The sequence below is a fragment of the Streptomyces tritici genome, assembly GCF_048500665.1.
Taxonomy (GTDB): Bacteria; Actinomycetota; Actinomycetes; order Streptomycetales; family Streptomycetaceae; genus Streptomyces; species Streptomyces tritici.
The window spans coordinates 3,828,996-3,845,315 of record NZ_CP183183.1 but is presented as its reverse complement, the minus strand read 5'-3'; the positions used below and the strand labels follow the sequence as shown (position 1 = coordinate 3,845,315).

General features: G+C 71.6%; 12 protein-coding genes. 6 read left to right on the top strand and 6 right to left on the bottom strand.

The window, feature by feature from the left end:
- Positions 1 to 5 precede the first annotated feature (5 nt).
- Positions 6 to 1,310, top strand: a complete 1,305-nt coding sequence (gene cseC, locus ACNJ93_RS17865) for a two-component system sensor histidine kinase CseC (RefSeq protein ID WP_418958403.1) — start codon at positions 6 to 8, stop codon at positions 1,308 to 1,310.
- Positions 1,311 to 1,395: 85 nt separating this feature from the next.
- Here the strand turns inward: cseC and ACNJ93_RS17860 are convergent, their stop codons facing one another.
- Positions 1,396 to 2,988: an MDR family MFS transporter gene (locus ACNJ93_RS17860; protein WP_418958402.1), complete on the bottom strand. Its 1,593-nt coding sequence runs from the start codon at positions 2,986 to 2,988 to the stop codon at positions 1,396 to 1,398.
- Between the two features lie 133 nt (positions 2,989 to 3,121).
- Between ACNJ93_RS17860 and ACNJ93_RS17855 the strand changes: the two genes are divergently transcribed.
- Positions 3,122 to 3,676: a TetR/AcrR family transcriptional regulator gene (locus tag ACNJ93_RS17855; RefSeq protein WP_418958401.1), complete on the top strand. Its 555-nt coding sequence runs from the start codon at positions 3,122 to 3,124 to the stop codon at positions 3,674 to 3,676.
- A gap of 13 nt (positions 3,677 to 3,689) precedes the next feature.
- Here the strand turns inward: ACNJ93_RS17855 and ACNJ93_RS17850 are convergent, their stop codons facing one another.
- Positions 3,690 to 4,382 carry a M23 family metallopeptidase gene (locus ACNJ93_RS17850; RefSeq protein WP_418958400.1) on the bottom strand — a complete coding sequence of 231 codons (693 nt, stop codon included), beginning with the start codon at positions 4,380 to 4,382 and terminating at the stop codon, positions 3,690 to 3,692.
- A gap of 482 nt (positions 4,383 to 4,864) precedes the next feature.
- Between ACNJ93_RS17850 and ACNJ93_RS17845 the strand changes: the two genes are divergently transcribed.
- From ACNJ93_RS17845 to ACNJ93_RS17835, 3 genes are read left to right on the top strand one after another with little or no spacing between them, the layout of a single operon-like run.
- Positions 4,865 to 8,041: an NACHT domain-containing protein gene (locus ACNJ93_RS17845; protein WP_418958399.1), complete on the top strand. Its 3,177-nt coding sequence runs from the start codon at positions 4,865 to 4,867 to the stop codon at positions 8,039 to 8,041.
- 18 nt (positions 8,042 to 8,059) lie between these two features.
- Positions 8,060 to 8,398, top strand: a complete 339-nt coding sequence (locus tag ACNJ93_RS17840) for a trypco2 family protein (RefSeq protein ID WP_418958398.1) — start codon at positions 8,060 to 8,062, stop codon at positions 8,396 to 8,398.
- Positions 8,395 to 11,259 (top strand): NACHT domain-containing protein, encoded by a 2,865-nt coding sequence (locus ACNJ93_RS17835; protein WP_418958397.1) that lies wholly within the window; start codon positions 8,395 to 8,397, stop codon positions 11,257 to 11,259. The genes ACNJ93_RS17840 and ACNJ93_RS17835 overlap by 4 nt, the downstream gene beginning before the upstream one ends.
- A gap of 66 nt (positions 11,260 to 11,325) precedes the next feature.
- On the opposite strand, the gene ACNJ93_RS17830 is transcribed toward ACNJ93_RS17835, so the two are convergent.
- Positions 11,326 to 13,854, bottom strand: a complete 2,529-nt coding sequence (locus ACNJ93_RS17830; RefSeq protein ID WP_418958396.1) for an ATP-dependent Clp protease ATP-binding subunit — start codon at positions 13,852 to 13,854, stop codon at positions 11,326 to 11,328.
- A 441-nt stretch (positions 13,855 to 14,295) separates the two neighbouring features.
- Between ACNJ93_RS17830 and ACNJ93_RS17825 the strand changes: the two genes are divergently transcribed.
- Entirely contained in the window at positions 14,296 to 14,847 is a 552-nt protein-coding gene (locus tag ACNJ93_RS17825; RefSeq protein ID WP_418958395.1) for an SCO3374 family protein, read from the top strand.
- Here the strand turns inward: ACNJ93_RS17825 and ACNJ93_RS17820 are convergent.
- The 3 genes from ACNJ93_RS17820 to ACNJ93_RS17810 form a co-directional block, all read right to left on the bottom strand.
- Positions 14,826 to 15,161, bottom strand: coding sequence for a histone-like nucleoid-structuring protein Lsr2 (locus ACNJ93_RS17820; RefSeq protein WP_418958394.1), 336 nt, complete (start codon positions 15,159 to 15,161; stop codon positions 14,826 to 14,828). The two genes, ACNJ93_RS17825 and ACNJ93_RS17820, sit on opposite strands and share 22 nt — an antisense overlap.
- A 144-nt stretch (positions 15,162 to 15,305) precedes the next feature.
- Positions 15,306 to 15,848, bottom strand: a complete 543-nt coding sequence (locus ACNJ93_RS17815) for an amino-acid N-acetyltransferase (protein WP_418958393.1) — start codon at positions 15,846 to 15,848, stop codon at positions 15,306 to 15,308.
- Between the two features lie 9 nt (positions 15,849 to 15,857).
- A complete protein-coding gene (locus ACNJ93_RS17810) occupies positions 15,858 to 16,292 on the bottom strand; it encodes a BlaI/MecI/CopY family transcriptional regulator (RefSeq protein ID WP_418958392.1) in 435 nt (144 codons plus the stop codon).
- Positions 16,293 to 16,320 lie beyond the last annotated feature (28 nt).

Sequence of the window (16,320 nt, the reverse complement as noted above, 5' to 3'; positions counted from 1 at the left end):
CGCGTATGAGCCGGTTCGCCCTGCGCACCGGGGTCCGCTGGAAGATCTCGATCGCCATCGCCGCGGTCGGCGCCCTGGTCGCCGCCGCGCTGTCGATCGTGGTGCACAACGAGGCGCGGGTGTCGATGCTCGACAACGCCCGCGAGGTCCACATGGACCGGCTGCTGCTGGCCCAGCTCCAGTACGAGTCGACGCCGAAGGCGCGTGAGCCGCGGCTGCGGTTCGGCGCGAAGATCAACGACCCGCTGCTGCCGCGGCAGCTGGACCGGCTGATGCAGAAGGGGCGGCGCGGCACGTTCGTGCAGGAGCACGCGGCGGGCGGCTCGCCGGACGTGTGGGCGGCGGTGCCACTGGCCAACGGGGACGTGCTGTCGCTGCACATGCCGTTCGCCGACCGCAGCGCCGCGATCATGAAGAGCCTCGACCGGACGCTGATCATCGGCTCGGTGTCCGTGGTGTTCGGCGGCTGCGCGCTCGGCGTGCTGATCGGCGGCCAGCTCTCCCGCCGGCTGCGCAAGGCGGCGGCCGCGGCGGGCAAGGTCGCCCAGGGCAACACGGAGGTACGGGTCCGGGACGCCATCGGGGGCGTCGTCCGGGACGAGACCGACGAGCTGGCGCGGGCGATCGACGCGCTCACCGACGCCCTGAACGAGCGGATCGAGGCCGAGCGCCGGGTCACCGCGGACATCGCGCACGAGCTGCGCACCCCGGTGACCGGGCTGCTGACGGCCGCGGAGCTGCTGCCGCCGGGCCGGCCCTCGGAGCTGGTGCGGGACCGGGCGCAGGCGATGCGCACGCTGGTCGAGGACGTCCTGGAGGTGGCCCGCCTGGACAGCGCCTCGGAGCGGGCCGAGCTGCAGGAGATCGCGCTCGGCGAGTTCGTGGAGCGGCGGGTGCGGGTGCTGAACCCGGACGCGGTGGTGAACGTGGTGCACGAGTCGTGGGTGAGCACCGACCCGCGTCGGCTGGAGCGGATCCTCGGCAATCTGCTGGCCAACGCGGCCAAGCACGGCCGCGGGCCGGTCGAGGTCACCGTCGAGGGCCGGGTGGTCCGGGTCCGGGACAACGGGCCGGGCTTCCCCGAGGAGCTGCTGCGCGAGGGCCCGAGCCGGTTCCGCACCGGGTCGAAGGACCGGGCGGGCAAGGGCCACGGGCTGGGCCTGACGATCGCGACGGGCCAGGCGCGGGTGCTCGGCGCCCGACTGACCTTCCGCAACGCGGCGCCGGACGGCGGGGCGATCGCGGTCCTGTGGCTGCCGGACCACGCGCCGACGAACACCGGCAGCTTCCCGGTGCTGCGCGACGTGTAGGGCCGGGCGTACGGGAAGGGGGCCGGGGCGCGTGCGCGCTCCGGCCCCCTTCGTACGCGGCGGGGACCACCCCGCCGCGTACGGGTCAGGCCGCGGCCTTCTCCGGCTGGGCCGCGCCCTGCGGGGCGGGGCGCTGCGGGCCGGCGCCGCGCAGGGCGACCTCCTTGACGAAGAACGCCGCGACGAAGCCGATCACCGCGACCGCCGAGCCCACCAGGAACGCGCTGTGCGTGCCGGAGGCCACCGCGTGCTGGTACGCCTCGCGGACCGTCTCCGGCAGCCTGGCCAGACTCGCCGCGTCCAGCTGGGCGGACTGCGCGGTGGCCGCGCCACCGCCGCGGGCGGCCATCTCGTCCTGCACCCGGGAGGTGAACAGCGCGCCCATGATCGCCACGCCGAAGGAGGAGCCGAGGGTGCGGAACAGGGTGGTGGCGGAGGAGGCCACGCCCATGTCCTTCATCTCGACGCTGTTCTGCGCCACGAGCATCGTGATCTGCATCAGGAAGCCCATGCCGGCGCCGAGCACCGCCATGTACAGCCCGGAGGTGAGGCGGGAGGTACCGGTGTCCATCTGGGCGAGCAGGAAGAGCCCGAGGACCATCAGCCCGCCGCCCGCGATCGGGAAGATCTTGTACTTGCCGCTGTTGGTGGTGATCCGGCCGGAGACCAGCGAGACGACCATCATGGCGAGCAGCATCGGCAGGAGCAGCAGGCCCGAGTTGGTGGCCGAGGCTCCCTGGACGGACTGCTGGAACAGCGGCAGGAAGAGCACCGCGCCGAACATCACGAAGCCGACCAGGAAGCCGATCACCGACATGAGGGTGAAGTTGCGGCTGCGGAAGATGTGCAGCGGGATGATCGGGTCGTCCGCCCGGGTCTCCGCCCACAGGAACGCCGCGAGGGCGAGCACCCCGGCCGCGCTCAGCCCGAGGATGACGCCGGAGTCCCAGTCGTACTCGGTGCCGCCCCAGGTGGTGACGAGGACGATCGAGGTGATGCCGACGGTCAGCAGCGCCGCGCCGAGGAAGTCGATCCGGGTCCGCGCCCGGCGCTCCTTCTTCGGCAGGTGGAGCACGACGGTGATCATCGCGAGGGCGACCGCGCCGAGCGGCAGGTTGATGTAGAACGACCAGCGCCAGCCCCAGTGGTCGGTGATCGTGCCGCCGACCAGCGGCCCGCCGATCATGGCGAGGGCCATGACGCCGGCCATCATGCCCTGGTACCGGCCCCGCTCCCGGGGCGGGATGAGATCGCCGATGAGCGCCATCACGCCGACCATCAGACCGCCGGCGCCGAGGCCCTGGACGGCCCGGAAGCCGATGAGCTGGCCCATGTCCTGGGCCATGCCGCTGAGCGCGGAGCCGATCAGGAAGATCACGATGGAGGTCAGGAAGACGCCCTTGCGGCCGTACATGTCGCCGAGCTTGCCCCAGAGGGGCGTGGAGGCGGCGGTGGCCAGGGTGTAGGCGGTGACGACCCAGGAGAGGTGCGCCAGGCCGCCGAGTTCGCCGACGATCGTCGGCATCGCCGTACCGATGATCATGTTGTCCAGCATCGCGAGCAGCATCGCGATCATCAGCGCGAGCAGGACGACGCGGACGCTGCGCGCCGGCGGCTCCTGCTCCGGTGGTGCGGCCGGCTCCCCGGAGGGTGCCTGTTTCACGGTCTCGGTGCTCATCGTCATCCCCTGGTCCCGCGCCCGTCCCCACGGACGCGCACTTACTTGCCGCCCGGCTAGTTACTACACTGGGGACGGTAGACGCGGCACTAGCCGGGCGTCAAGTAAGTTTCGTAGGAGCCGGGAGCACACCGTGGCCAGAGGCAACACCCGCCAGCGCATCCAGGACGTCGCGCTCGAGCTCTTCGCGGAGCAGGGGTACGAGAAGACCTCGCTCCGGGAGATCGCGGAGCGGCTCGACGTCACGAAGGCGGCGCTCTACTACCACTTCAAGACCAAGGAAGACATCCTCATCGGGCTCTTCGAGGACCTCACCCGGCCCATGGACGAGCTGATCGCCTGGGCCCAGGAGCAGCCGCGCACCCTGGAGACCCGGCAGGAGGTCCTGCGCCGCTACCAGGTGGCCCTCGTCCACGCGGCCCCGCTGTACCGCTTCATGCAGGAGAACCAGGCGACGGTCCGCGAGCTGAGCGTCGGCCTGACGTTCAAGGAGAGGATGCTGACGCTGACCGAGCTCATCCAGGAGCCGGACTTCGCACTCAAGGACAAGGTCCGCTGCATCAGCGCCATGTTCACCATGCACGCGGGGATGTTCTTCCTGCAGAACGTCGAGGGCGACCCCGAGGAGAAGCACGAAGCCGTCCTCGAGGTCGCCCTCGATCTGCTCGCCCAGGCCCACGGGGCCTGACGGTCGGGTCGGGTCAGATGGTGACGCCGACGGAGCGCAGGAACGCCGCCGGGTTCAGCGCCGAGCCGTAGTTCGGGGTGGTGCGGATCTCGAAGTGCAGGTGCGGGCCGGACGAGTTGCCGGTGTTGCCCGACAGCGCGATGCGCTGACCGGCGCCGACCTTCTGGCCGACGTGCACGTTGATCTTCGACAGGTGGGCGTACTGCGAGTACTTGCCGTTGGCGTGCTTGATCACGACGGCGTTGCCGTACGCGGGGCCGTCGCCGCCGCCGTACGGGCCGGCCTTGACGACGGTGCCGGCGCCGGCGGCCTTGACCGGGGTGCCGACCGGGACGGCGAAGTCCTGGCCGGAGTGCTTGTGGGCCCACATGGCGCCGCCCTGGTTGTAGCTGGCGGTCAGGGTGTAGCCGTTGACCGGCTTGACCCAGGCGGCCTTCTTCTTCGCGGCCTTCTTCGCCGGCTTCACGGCCTTCGCCTTGGCGACGGCCTTCTTCACGGCGGCGGCCGTCTTCGCGGCGGCCTGCGCCTGGGCGTCGGCCTGGGCGGCGACGGCGGCGGACGCGGGCGCCGCGGCGAGGGCGCGGACCGGAGCCTGACCCTCGGCGGCGAAGGCGGACCCGGCTCCGGCCACCACAGACGCTCCCAGTCCCGCAGCGGCGAGGGCGACGGCGACGGTACGGGTGGGGTTCATGACGCGCTTCGACATACGGGGGAAAACCTCCGGACAGAACGATCCCGACGCGAGCGGTGCGTCGGGCTGGCTGTTCCTTGGTAACCCGCACCCCAGCCCATCCCAAAACGCCCCATCTACGACATCGCGTCGTAGCGGACGGAGGAGCGAATCGACTCTTGACGGGGTCGCAGGGGCGCTTGAAAAACGGACAAAAGCTGCCGAACGAATCGGTTTAACCCCATGTGGGGACCGGTCGGATCCGACCGAAATGCGGGGTGGGACCCCACCCGCGACCCCTCGGGACCAAAGTCCCGCCCGGCTTGCACGGAACGTCCCGATCGGGGCGGAAAGAACACCACTATTCCGGCTAGTACCCCCGAAAACGCCTGTGCGCCTTGTCACGAACGCCCGCCCCCGATTGCGACCTGGGTCACGCGACCGGGCCGGTCCGGGCGCCCTCCGCCGCTAGGCTGATCCGCAGTGATCAGCGCGCGCCGCACGCTCCGGGGGGACATGTGGATCCAGCAGTCATCGGCACCCGACTGGCCTCGGCGGCGATCGGGCCGCTGCTGAAGAAACTCCTGGTCCAGGAGACGCCGGGTGCCGGTCTCGCGGGCAGAGCCCCGGTCCGCCTGTCCCGCCTGGTCTCCTTCCGCGGCGAGAAGCGCACCCTGACGGAGGCCGACGTCCGCAGGCTCGCGGGGGCGCTGGTCCGCGAGGCCGTCGCCGCTCCCGGGGAGCCGCCGTTCCCGGCGGACGAGACCGAGGCCGTGAAGGACGCCCTGGCCCGGTCCCTGGTGGCCCTCGGCGACCTCGACATGGACGACGTCCAGGCGGTCCGGCTCGGGCACTGGGAACTGGCCCGCCGTCTGAAGGAGGCGGCGGGCGGACCCCCGGCCGGGCTCTCGGCGGACTCCGCCTACTTCCTGGACTCCCTGACGGAATGGGCCTGCCTGCACATCCTGGATTTCTTCACCCGGCGCTCCACCTTCGTGGCCCGCACCCTGGTCGAGCAGGCCCGGGACCAGCAGGAGCTGATCGCGAAGATCGACGAGCTGATCCGCCGCGTCCCCCGGCAGGACGGCCGGGACATGGAGTTCGAGCGCCGCTACCGCGCGTACGTGGCGAAGAAGTACGGCCGCCTCACCATCTACGGCATCGACCTGCACCACTCGGCCGAACAGTGGCCGCTGGACGTGGCGTACCTGTCGCTGGAGGCGACGGCATCCCCACCGCGCCTGCACTTCGTGGGGACCCTGGCGAGCGAGGTGGAACGTGCGGCGCTCGACCCGGACGTACGCGCGGCGGCCGTTATCGCCACGGGCGCCGACGCAGCCCGCGCGCTCGCCGCAGAGCGCGAGTCCGCGATCTTCGATGCGGTCGCCGAAGGCGAAGCCGACACACAGCTTTTCGCCCGCCTCTTCAACGACCCTCGGGCCTATCAGCAGGCGATGGCGGATGCTCACGTCCTGGCGCGGAGATACCTGCATCGCCACTTCGACGGCCCCGCCCGCGCCGACCTCGCCCTCGCGCGCCACGACAAGGTCCTGCTGCGCGGGCTCGCCGGGTCCGGGAAGACGACCCTCGTCCAGTGGCTGGCCGTGTCCGCCGTGCGCGACGACCTGCCCGAGGACATGGCGTACCTGCGGGACCGCATCCCCTTCGTGCTGCCCCTGCGCGCCCTCACCCGGCACGGCGAGCGGCTGCCCGAGCCCGACCGGTTCCTGTCCGCCGCCGGCTGCCCGCTCGCGCCGCCGGAGGGCTGGACGGACCGGGTGCTGACGGCCGGGCGCGGCCTGGTCCTCGTCGACGGGATCGACGAGATCCCCGAGGCCGAGCGCGACCGCGCCCGCCGCTGGCTGCGGGACCTGCTCGACACGTACGACGGCGACAACCGCTGGCTCGTCACCTCCCGCCCCACCGCCGTGGGGGACGACTGGCTGGGCCAGGACGGCTTCGCGGAGCTGACCCTCTCCCCCATGTCGGCCGCCGAGGTCACCACCTTCGTCGAGCGCTGGCACCGGGCCGCGGGCCCGGAGGCGCAGCCGTACGAACAGCCGCTCCTCGACGCCCTGCGGACCACCCCCGACGTCGCGGCGCTCGCCACCAACCCGCTCATGTGCGGGCTGATCTGCGCCCTGCACCGCGACCGCCGCGGCTTCCTGCCGCGCGGCCGCAAGGCGCTGTACGACGCGGCGCTGTCGATGCTGCTGCTGCGCCGCGACCGCGAGCGGGACATGGGCAACCCGTACGGGATCGAGCTCGGCGAGGCCGCGCAGATCCAGCTGATCCAGCGCCTGGCGTACTGGCTGACGCTCAACGGGCGGACGCAGATGGACCGTTCGCACGCGCAGCAGGTCGTACGGTCCGCGGTGCCGGCCGTGCCGGAGGCGGCGGCGTACGGCGACCCCGACGCGGTCTTCACGCACCTGCTGCACCGCAGCGGACTGCTGCGCGAACCGACCGCGGACACCGTGGACTTCGTCCACCGCACCTTCCAGGACTACCTGGCCGCGAAGGCCCTGGTCGACCAGTGGGACATCGGCGTCCTCGTCGCGCACGCGGCCGACGACCAGTGGGAGGACGTCGTCCGCATGGCCGTCGCCCACGCGCGGCCGCGCGAATGCGCGGAGATCTTCCGCGAGTTGCTGAACGCGGCGGACGCGGCGCCGGACCGGCGCACCCGGCTGCGGATCGTCGTGGTGGCGGCCACGGCCCTGGACCACGCGACGGAGGTCGCGCCGGACGTCCGGGAGCGGATCCTGGGCCGGACGGCAGCCGTCATCCCGCCGAGCGCCCCGGACGAAGCCCGGGAACTGGCCTCGGTGGGCCGCGCGGTCCTGGACCTGCTGCCGGGCCCGGAGGGGCTGGACGACGCGGCGGCCCGGGGCGTCGTGGTCACCGCCACGTACGTCACCGACGATGCGGCGCTTCCCTACCTGGCGAGATTCACGGACCACGCCGACCTGAGCGTCCGTTCCCAGCTGATGTGGGGCTGGTCGCGGTTCGAGACGAGGCGGTACGCGGAGGAGATCATCGCCCGGCTGGACCTGGAGCTGATCCACGCCACGCTCCAGTCCGACGAGCAAGCCCTCGAAGTCGCGAGGCTCGGCCTGTTCCCCAGGCATCTGGACATCCGCGCCGGAGTGACCGATCAGGGAATGGCCGCTCTGCGCGCCCAGCTCGGCGCGGCGACGAGCCTGCACTTCGTGGACCGGGACACCCCGCCCCTGGCGTCCGTACCTCCGGACAACCGCCTGCAGGCTCTCTCGCTGCTCCACGCGCCCCAGGAAGGATGGGCGGCCCTGCGCCGCCTCCCCTCCCTGGCCCACCTGATTCTGCACCGCCCGGACGAACTCGCTCGGGAGCAGTGGCTGGACCTGGCCTCGCTCGGACAGCTCGTCAGCCTGTCCCTGCCCGCCGTGCCCGCCGCCCCCGGCGGCCTCCCGGAAGGGCTCCGGCTGCCCCAGCTGGACCGGCTCGAGCTGTACGCCGAGAACAGCCCCCGCCCGTTCGGCGAGATCGCCCGGTGCTTCCCCGGCCTGCGCACCCTGCTCGTCGACGGCGACCCCGTCGAGCCCTACGACCTCGCCCCGCTGGCGCGGCTCGCGAACCTCGAACTCGTCGATGTCGCAGGCCACTCGGTAATCGGCACCGAACATCTCCCGCCCGCCCTCCGACTCCTCACCTGAGCCGATACCTTCGCGATCATGACCACGAACGACATCGAACTCGCCGACGCCATCGCATCCGTCCGCGACCAGCTGATAGCGGCCGCCTCCCGGGCCACCGGGCAGGACGTCGCCTTCGAAGTGGGCGACATCGAGATGGAGTTCACCATCGAGCTGCGCAAGGAGGTGAAGGGCGGCACCAAGGTGAAGGCCTGGGTCGTCGAGGCCGGCGCGGACGCGGGCCGGACCAGGGGCGAGACGCACCGGGTCTCGTTCACGCTCAAGCCGCGCAACGCCACGACCGGCGGCGCCTGGCTCGTCGGGAACGACGAGGCCGCCGACCTGTCCGGTCTCGGCGGAGGGAGCGAGGCGCCGTGACCTCCGGCCGCCAGGTATTCGCTGTCCTCGGGCAGCAGCAGGGCAGCGGCGTGCTGCTCACCCCGCACCTGATCCTGACCAGCGCCCATGTCGTCGGCGGACGCGACACCGCCGAGGTCGCCGCCGCCGGCGGGGGCGGACCGGCCGCGTTACGCGTCATCCGCTCCGACGACGAGCTCGACTTCGCCCTCCTGCACAGCGAGGACCCCCTCGGCCCCGCCCCCGGCCTCGGCGCCCTCGCCACCGACCGGCCCGTGCCCGGCTGCGAGATCCTCGGCTTCCCGCGGGTCCAGCGGTACGAGGGCCGGAAGCTCGACCTCGACCAGTACACCGGCACCGTCCTGCCCATGGCCGGTCTCGTGCGCCGGACGCTCACCGTCGAGCTCGACCACCCGCCGGCCGAGCCCGGCGACGACGCGCCCTCGCCGCTCGCGGGGCTGTCCGGCGCGCCCGTCTACGCCGACGGCGGGCTCATCGGCATCGTGCGGGCCGTGCCGCGCGGCCGCGGCCACGGACGCCTGGAGTGCGTGCCGCTCACCGCCGTCCTCGGCCACCCGGACGTCCGCCGGCTCCTGCCCCGCGACTTCACCCCGCCGGCGCCGGTCGTCCGGACCCACCCCGAGGACCGGCCGTACGAGGCGGAGTACGCCGAGGCCCTCGGCGCCGCCTACCGCCGCACCAAGATCTTCGGCCTGGACGAGCTGGACCGCCGGGCCTCCGAATGGGACCTCGACACCGCCTACCTGTCGCTGGAGGCCGCCGCCAAGGGCCGCGGCGGCGACACCGCGTCCGTGCCGCAGCGCATCGACGACCTGCTCGCCTCCCGCCCCCGCGTGCTGATCCGGGGCGACGCCGGCGCGGGCAAGACCACGCTCGTGTGGTGGCTGGCCGCGCACGCCGCCGCCGGCACCCTCGGGCCGAACCTCGCCGAGCTGAACGGCCTGGTCCCCTTCGTCGTCCCCCTGCGCACCCTGCGCGCCCGCGGCGAGGGCTTCCCCGGCCTCGCCGGGCTCCCGGGCGTCGCCGGGCTCGTGGTGGACCCCGCCCCGGACGGCTGGGCCGGCCGGGTGCTCGCCGCCGGCCGCGGGCTGCTGCTGGTCGACGGGCTCGACGAGGTGCCGCAGGAGGAGCGGGAGGCCGCCCACGCCTGGCTGTCCGGGCTGCTCGCCCGCTACCCGCGCACCCGCTGCGTGGCGACCGTACGGCCGCTGGCGGTCGACCCGGACTGGCTCGGCGCGGAGCGGTTCGAGGAACTGACGCTGCTGCCGATGCGCGACGCGGACATCCAGGCGTTCGTCGCCGCCTGGCACGAAGCGGCCCGGCTCGACGACGTCGACCCGGCCGGACTCGACGTGCTCGAACGGGACCTGGCCCTGCAGTTCCGCCACAACCCGGTGCTCGCCGACCTCGCCCGCACCCCGCTGCTGTGCGCGGTGATCTGCGCGCTGCACCGGCTGCGGGAGGGCTTCCTGCCGGAGACCCGCTGGGCGCTGTACCAGTCGGCACTGCAGCTGCTGCTCGGCGACCGCGACAAGCGCCGCCGGATCGACGCCCCGGACGGCATCCGCATGTCCGTGGAGGAGCACCAGCAGCTGCTGCAGCGGATCGCGGCCTGGCTGGTGCGCGGCGGGCAGACGGAGTTCACCCGGCAGCAGGCGCTGCACCAGCTGACCCGCGCCCTGCCGGGGATGCCGCGGGTCGCCGCCCAGGGCACTCCGGCGGAGATCCTGACGCACCTGCTCAACCGCAGCGGGCTGCTGCAGGAACGCGCGGACGACGTCTTCCAGTTCGCCCACCGCACCTTCCAGGACTTCCTGGCCGCCAAGGAGTTCGTCGAGGACGACCTCGTGTCCGAGCTGCTGCGGCACGTCCGGGAGCACCAGTGGCACGACGTGCTGCTGCTCGCGGCCGGGCACTGCTCCCGCCGCGAACTGCCGGTCCTGGTGGAGGGGGTGCTCGCCGCGGGCTCGGCGGTCCGGGACCGGGGCCGGAAGACGACGCTGTACGTGCTGGCGGCGCGCTGCGCCCAGCACGCCGCCTGGCTGGCGGAACCGCTGCACGCGCGCGTGCGCAAGGCGGTGAAGTCGGTGCTGCCGCCGCGGAACGCCACCCAGCTCACCGAGCTGGCGAGCCTCGGCCCGTACGTGCTGCCGCTGCTGCCGCACCCGCAGAAGGTCGCCGAGGACGCCGTGCACCAGGTCGTGTCGCTGATCTGCGAGGTCGGCGGGTCGGAGGCCGTCCCGTACGCCCGGGAGTTCGCGGGGACGGCGGCCACGACGGTCGCGCTGACCACGGACTGGGCGAGGTTCCCGACGGAGGTCTACGCCCGGGAGGTGCTGGCGCGGCTCGATCTGTCGCAGCATCTGCTCACCGTGACCGAGCCCGGTCAGCTGCCACTGCTGCGGACGCTGCCGCACGCCCGGCACTTCGCCTTCCGCGGCGACTTCACGGCCGGTGCGCTGGCGGAGGCGCTCGACGGGCTCACCGTGCACACGGTGGTGATCTCCGACAACGACGTGCTCGACGACCTCGGGTTCCTGCATGTCTGCGGGGCGGAGCTGCGGCGCGTACGGGTCAGCCGCCCGCCGACGGGCTGTCTCGGCGCGCTCGCGGGACTCGACGCGCTGGAGGAGCTGGAACTGGTCCTGCCGCAGCTGGACGCCGGGGACCTGCGGGCCGTCGCCGAGCTGCCCGGCCTCGGCCTGCTGAGCCTGGGGCGGCCCCGGCCGTGCGACGAGGGGCTGGACCTGACGCCCCTGCACCAGGCGTCCCGCACCCTGCAGGTCCGCGTCACGGGCCTCCCCGAGCGCCGGATCACCGGCCGCGCGGCCCTCGGCTCGCGGCTGACGGTGGAGAAGTAGCGAAAGGGGCGGCCCCCGGAACCCTGTCGGTTCCGGGGGCCGCCCCTTCGGCGTTCAGGAAACGCCTCACGCCTCCTTGGAGAGGTTCGGGCCGGCCGAGCCGCCCGTCGCCTGCTCGATCGGCGGGACGTCGGGCAGCGCCGACTTCTCCTCGCCGCGGAAGGTGAACTTCTGCTCCGCGCCCTCGCCCTCGGTCTCCACGACCACGATGTGACCGGGGCGCAGCTCGCCGAAGAGGATCTTCTCGGAGAGCGTGTCCTCGATCTCGCGCTGGATCGTCCGGCGCAGCGGCCGGGCGCCCAGGACCGGGTCGTAGCCCTTCTTCGCGAGGAGCTCCTTCGCGGACTGGGAGAGCTCGATGCCCATGTCCCGGTCCTTCAGGCGCTCGTCCACGCGGCCGATCATCAGGTCGACGATCTTGAGGATGTCGTCCTGGGTCAGCTGCGGGAAGACGATGATGTCGTCCACACGGTTGAGGAACTCCGGGCGGAAGTGCTGCTTCAGCTCGTCGCTGACCTTCGCCTTCATCCGCTCGTAGTTGGACTTCGTGTCGCCCTGGGCCGCGAAGCCGAGGTTGAAGCCCTTCGAGATGTCCCTGGTCCCGAGGTTGGTCGTCATGATGATGACCGTGTTCTTGAAGTCCACGACCCGGCCCTGGGAGTCGGTCAGGCGACCGTCCTCCAGGATCTGGAGAAGGGAATTGAAGATATCGGGGTGGGCCTTCTCGACCTCGTCGAAGAGGACCACGGAGAACGGCTTGCGGCGCACCTTCTCGGTGAGCTGGCCGCCCTCTTCGTAGCCGACGTATCCCGGCGGGGAGCCGAAGAGCCGCGAGACGGTGTGCTTCTCGCTGAACTCCGACATGTCGAGGGAGATCATCGCGTCCTCGTCGCCGAAGAGGAATTCGGCGAGCGCCTTGGACAGCTCGGTCTTACCGACACCGGACGGGCCGGCGAAGATGAACGAGCCACCGGGGCGCTTCGGGTCCTTCAGACCCGCACGGGTGCGGCGGATCGCCCGGGAGAGACCGATGACGGCGTCGTTCTGCCCGATGACGCGCTTGTGGAGCTCCTCCTCCATGCGGAGCAGGCGGCTCGACTCCTCCTCGGTCAGCTTGAAGACCGGGATGCCGGTGGCGGTCGCGAGGACCTCGGCGATCAGCTCGCCGTCGACCTCGGCGACGACGTCCATGTCGCCGGCCTTCCACTCCTTCTCCCGCTTGGCCTTGGCGGCGAGGAGCTGCTTCTCCTTGTCGCGCAGGGAGGCGGCCTTCTCGAAGTCCTGCGAGTCGATCGCGGACTCCTTGTCCCGGCGGACGGCGGCGATCTTCTCGTCGAACTCGCGGAGGTCCGGCGGCGCGGTCATCCGGCGGATGCGCATCCGGGAGCCGGCCTCGTCGATCAGGTCGATCGCCTTGTCCGGCAGGAAGCGGTCCGAGATGTACCGGTCGGCCAGGGTCGCGGCCTGGACGAGGGCCTCGTCGGTGATGGAGACCCGGTGGTGGGCCTCGTACCGGTCGCGCAGACCCTTGAGGATCTCGATCGTGTGCGGCAGCGACGGCTCGGCGACCTGGATGGGCTGGAAGCGGCGCTCGAGGGCCGCGTCCTTCTCCAGGTACTTGCGGTACTCGTCGAGCGTGGTGGCACCGATGGTCTGCAGCTCGCCGCGGGCCAGCATCGGCTTGAGGATGCTGGCGGCGTCGATCGCGCCCTCGGCGGCGCCCGCACCGACCAGGGTGTGGAGCTCGTCGATGAACAGGATGATGTCGCCGCGGGTGCGGATCTCCTTGAGGACCTTCTTCAGGCGCTCCTCGAAGTCACCGCGGTAGCGGGAGCCGGCGACCAGCGCGCCGAGGTCGAGGGTGTAGAGGTGCTTGTCCTTGAGGGTCTCGGGCACCTCGCCCTTGACGATGGCCTGCGCCAGGCCCTCGACGACGGCGGTCTTGCCGACGCCGGGCTCGCCGATGAGGACCGGGTTGTTCTTGGTGCGGCGGGACAGCACCTGCATGACCCGCTCGATCTCCTTCTCGCGCCCGATGACCGGGTCGAGCTTGGACTCGCGGGCCGCCTGGGTGAGGTTCCGGCCGAACTGGTCGAGGACCAGGGACGTCGAGGGCGTGCCCTCCGCAGGGCCGCCGGCCGTGGCGGCTTCCTTGCCCTGGTAGCCGGAGAGCAGCTGGATCACCTGCTGCCGGACCCGGTTGAGATCGGCGCCCAGCTTCACGAGGACCTGGGCGGCGACGCCCTCGCCCTCGCGGATCAGGCCGAGCAGGATGTGCTCGGTGCCGATGTAGTTGTGGCCGAGCTGGAGCGCCTCGCGGAGCGACAGCTCCAGCACCTTCTTGGCGCGAGGGGTGAAGGGAATGTGCCCGGACGGGGCCTGCTGGCCCTGACCGATGATCTCCTCCACCTGCTGGCGGACCGCCTCGAGCGAAATCCCGAGGCTCTCCAGGGCCTTAGCGGCGACACCCTCACCCTCGTGGATAAGGCCCAGAAGGATGTGCTCGGTGCCGATGTAGTTGTGGTTGAGCATCCGGGCTTCTTCCTGAGCCAGGACGACAACCCGCCGCGCGCGGTCGGTGAACCTCTCGAACATCGTTAATCGCTCCTCAGAGCGGTCAGTCAGTTAGGGGTCGATCCCCTCCCTGTCCTTCCGCAGCTTAGTCCCGCAAGCGGGGACCGCTCATTCCAACTGCCGACACCCGTACTTGGCCTCCTGACCCCGAACGCCGACAACCGTCCTAACCCGATGGTGCGAGACGATGTTCCCGCAGGCCAGGCAGTTACCCGTGCCACCAGTACGCCGATGGCGAACGGGAGCCGCCGAAGACCGCGTGTCGTCCCTTCCCACAAGGAATGTCTTACCCGTAAGCACTGACACTCCATGCGGCACACCCGGGTTCCCTCCGCTATGGGCGAACACCCTTGCGTCATCGAATGCGCCCGCACACCGCCGTGCGGACACGGTGTGCGATCGGACGGGGACGCGGTGTCACCGCTGGCGTAACCATTCGGCAGCCTCGGGAGTTCCCCGGGCATGGCACTGACGGTTCCGCTCCCCCGCACGCCGTCCGAGGAGGGCGTCGCGCGGTGGTACGAGCAGGCGCTCGGCTGGGCTACGGCCCCCGGTCCCCCGGTGCTGCTGCCGACCGGGCTCCGGTTCGACGTGCTCGAACTGCCCGCGGCGGCCGGTCACGCCGTGCTGCGGAGGGTGGGCGGCACGGGCCCGGTGGCCCTCATGGGGCGCCGGATGCGGCTGCTCGTGGCGGCCGGGAGCGCCGAGGAGCTGCCGGGGCTGCTCGACTGGCTGGAGTGGGGCGGGATCGCCCTGGACCTCGCCGGCATCGGCCCCGGCGGCCGGATCACCGCTCCCGTTCCCCCAGGATGGCGCGGTTCCGGCCGGCCGGGCGCCGCCGTGTGGCTGCGGCCCCCCATGCCCGGCCGCGAGGTCGAGTCGTCGCTGCCGGCGCTGCCGGCGGTCACGGGTCCGGGGGACGCCCCGGGCCTCGTACGACTGGTGGAGGCGGCGGCGACGGAGTGCCACCGGCTCCGGCTGACGCGTGGCCGTCAGCCGTTGGCCTTCTCGTAGGCCTCGCGCACCGTGGCCGGGACGCGGCCGCGGTCGTTGACCTCGTAGCCGTTCGCCTTCGCCCAGGCGCGGATCTCCGCGGTGTCCTTGTTGCCGCCCGCGGCGACGCGGCCCTTTCCTCGGCCGGAAGCAGCGCGGCCGCCGGTGCGCCGGCCGTTCTTGGTGTACGGCTCGAGCAGGCCGCGGAGCTTGTCCGCATTGGCGGTGGTGAGGTCGATCTCGTAGGACTTGCCGTCCAGCGCGAACGTCACGGTCTCGTCCGCCTCGCCGCCGTCGAGGTCGTCGACAAGAAGGACCTGAACCTTCTGTGCCACCGGATTTCCTTTCATCGAAAATGCAGTACGCGGAAAGGAAACCGCTTTTCCGGGAAAAACACAAACCCCTGGGAGAGGTTCAGAAGCCCGGCGGTGCGGGAAACGTGCGCGATTCGGACATAGGGATCCGCGGAGCGCTTACGCTCACAGGTGCAGAAGCATCCGGCTGTTGCCCAAGGTGTTCGGCTTCACTCGTTCGAGACCGAGGAACTCCGCGACGCCCTCGTCATAGGAACGCAGGAGCTCGCTGTAGACATCTCCGTCGACCGGCGTCTCACCGATCTCGACGAAGCCGTGCTTCGCGAAGAAGTCCACTTCGAAGGTGAGGCAGAAAACCCGCCGGACACCGAGCCATCGGGCGGTGTGCAGCAACTTGTCCAGCACCTGGTGTCCCACGCCGGCGCCCTTGAAGTCGGGATCCACGGCGAGAGTGCGCACTTCCGCGAGGTCTTCCCACATCACGTGCAGGGCGCCGCAGCCGACGACGACTCCGTCGGTGTCGCGTTCCGCGACCCAGAACTCCTGGATGTCCTCGTAAAGGGTCACCGTGGCTTTGTCGAGCAGGATGCCGCGGCGCACGTACGGGTCCACGAGGCGGCGGACCGCGGCGACATCGGAGGTGCGGGCGCGGCGTACGGTGACGGCTTTCGGCGCGGTGGCGGGGACGGAGGCGGAGGACGTCGACATGGAGGGACGTTATCGCCCCGGACCGGCGGCGCCGGAGTCGCCCTCGGCCGGGCCCTCGGCGAGGCTCTCGGGGGGATTCGGGGTGTCGCGCTGGACGATCCGCACGGCGTCGTCGAGGGCTTCGCGCTGCTCGGCGGACATCATCCCGAAGAAGGCGACGAGTGCGGCGGCGGGGTTGTCGCTCTGCGACCAGGCCTCGTTCATGAGCGCGGCGGAGTAGGCGGCCCGGGTGGAGACCGCCGTATATCGATAGGCCCGGCCCTCGACTTCCCGTCGCACCCAGCCCTTCTGATGGAGATTGTCCATTACGGTCATGACGGTGGTGTAGGCGATGGACCGTTCCTGCTGGAGATCCTCCAGGACTTCCCGGACGGTCACCGGGCGGTTCCATTGCCAGACGCGCGTCATGACGGCGTCTTCGAGCTCTCCCAATTGACGGGGCACATGGCCACCTTAGTCCGCTTTGTCGGAA

Coding starts and splice junctions, on each gene's coding strand:
- cseC (WP_418958403.1), top strand. CDS start 6: ATGAGCCGGTTCGCCCTGCGCACCGGGGTCCGCTGGAAGATCTCGATC.
- ACNJ93_RS17850 (WP_418958400.1), bottom strand. CDS start 4,382: ATGTCGAAGCGCGTCATGAACCCCACCCGTACCGTCGCCGTCGCCCTC.
- ACNJ93_RS17830 (WP_418958396.1), bottom strand. CDS start 13,854: ATGTTCGAGAGGTTCACCGACCGCGCGCGGCGGGTTGTCGTCCTGGCT.
- ACNJ93_RS17840 (WP_418958398.1), top strand. CDS start 8,060: ATGACCACGAACGACATCGAACTCGCCGACGCCATCGCATCCGTCCGC.
- ACNJ93_RS17860 (WP_418958402.1), bottom strand. CDS start 2,988: ATGAGCACCGAGACCGTGAAACAGGCACCCTCCGGGGAGCCGGCCGCA.
- ACNJ93_RS17825 (WP_418958395.1), top strand. CDS start 14,296: ATGGCACTGACGGTTCCGCTCCCCCGCACGCCGTCCGAGGAGGGCGTC.
- ACNJ93_RS17815 (WP_418958393.1), bottom strand. CDS start 15,848: ATGTCGACGTCCTCCGCCTCCGTCCCCGCCACCGCGCCGAAAGCCGTC.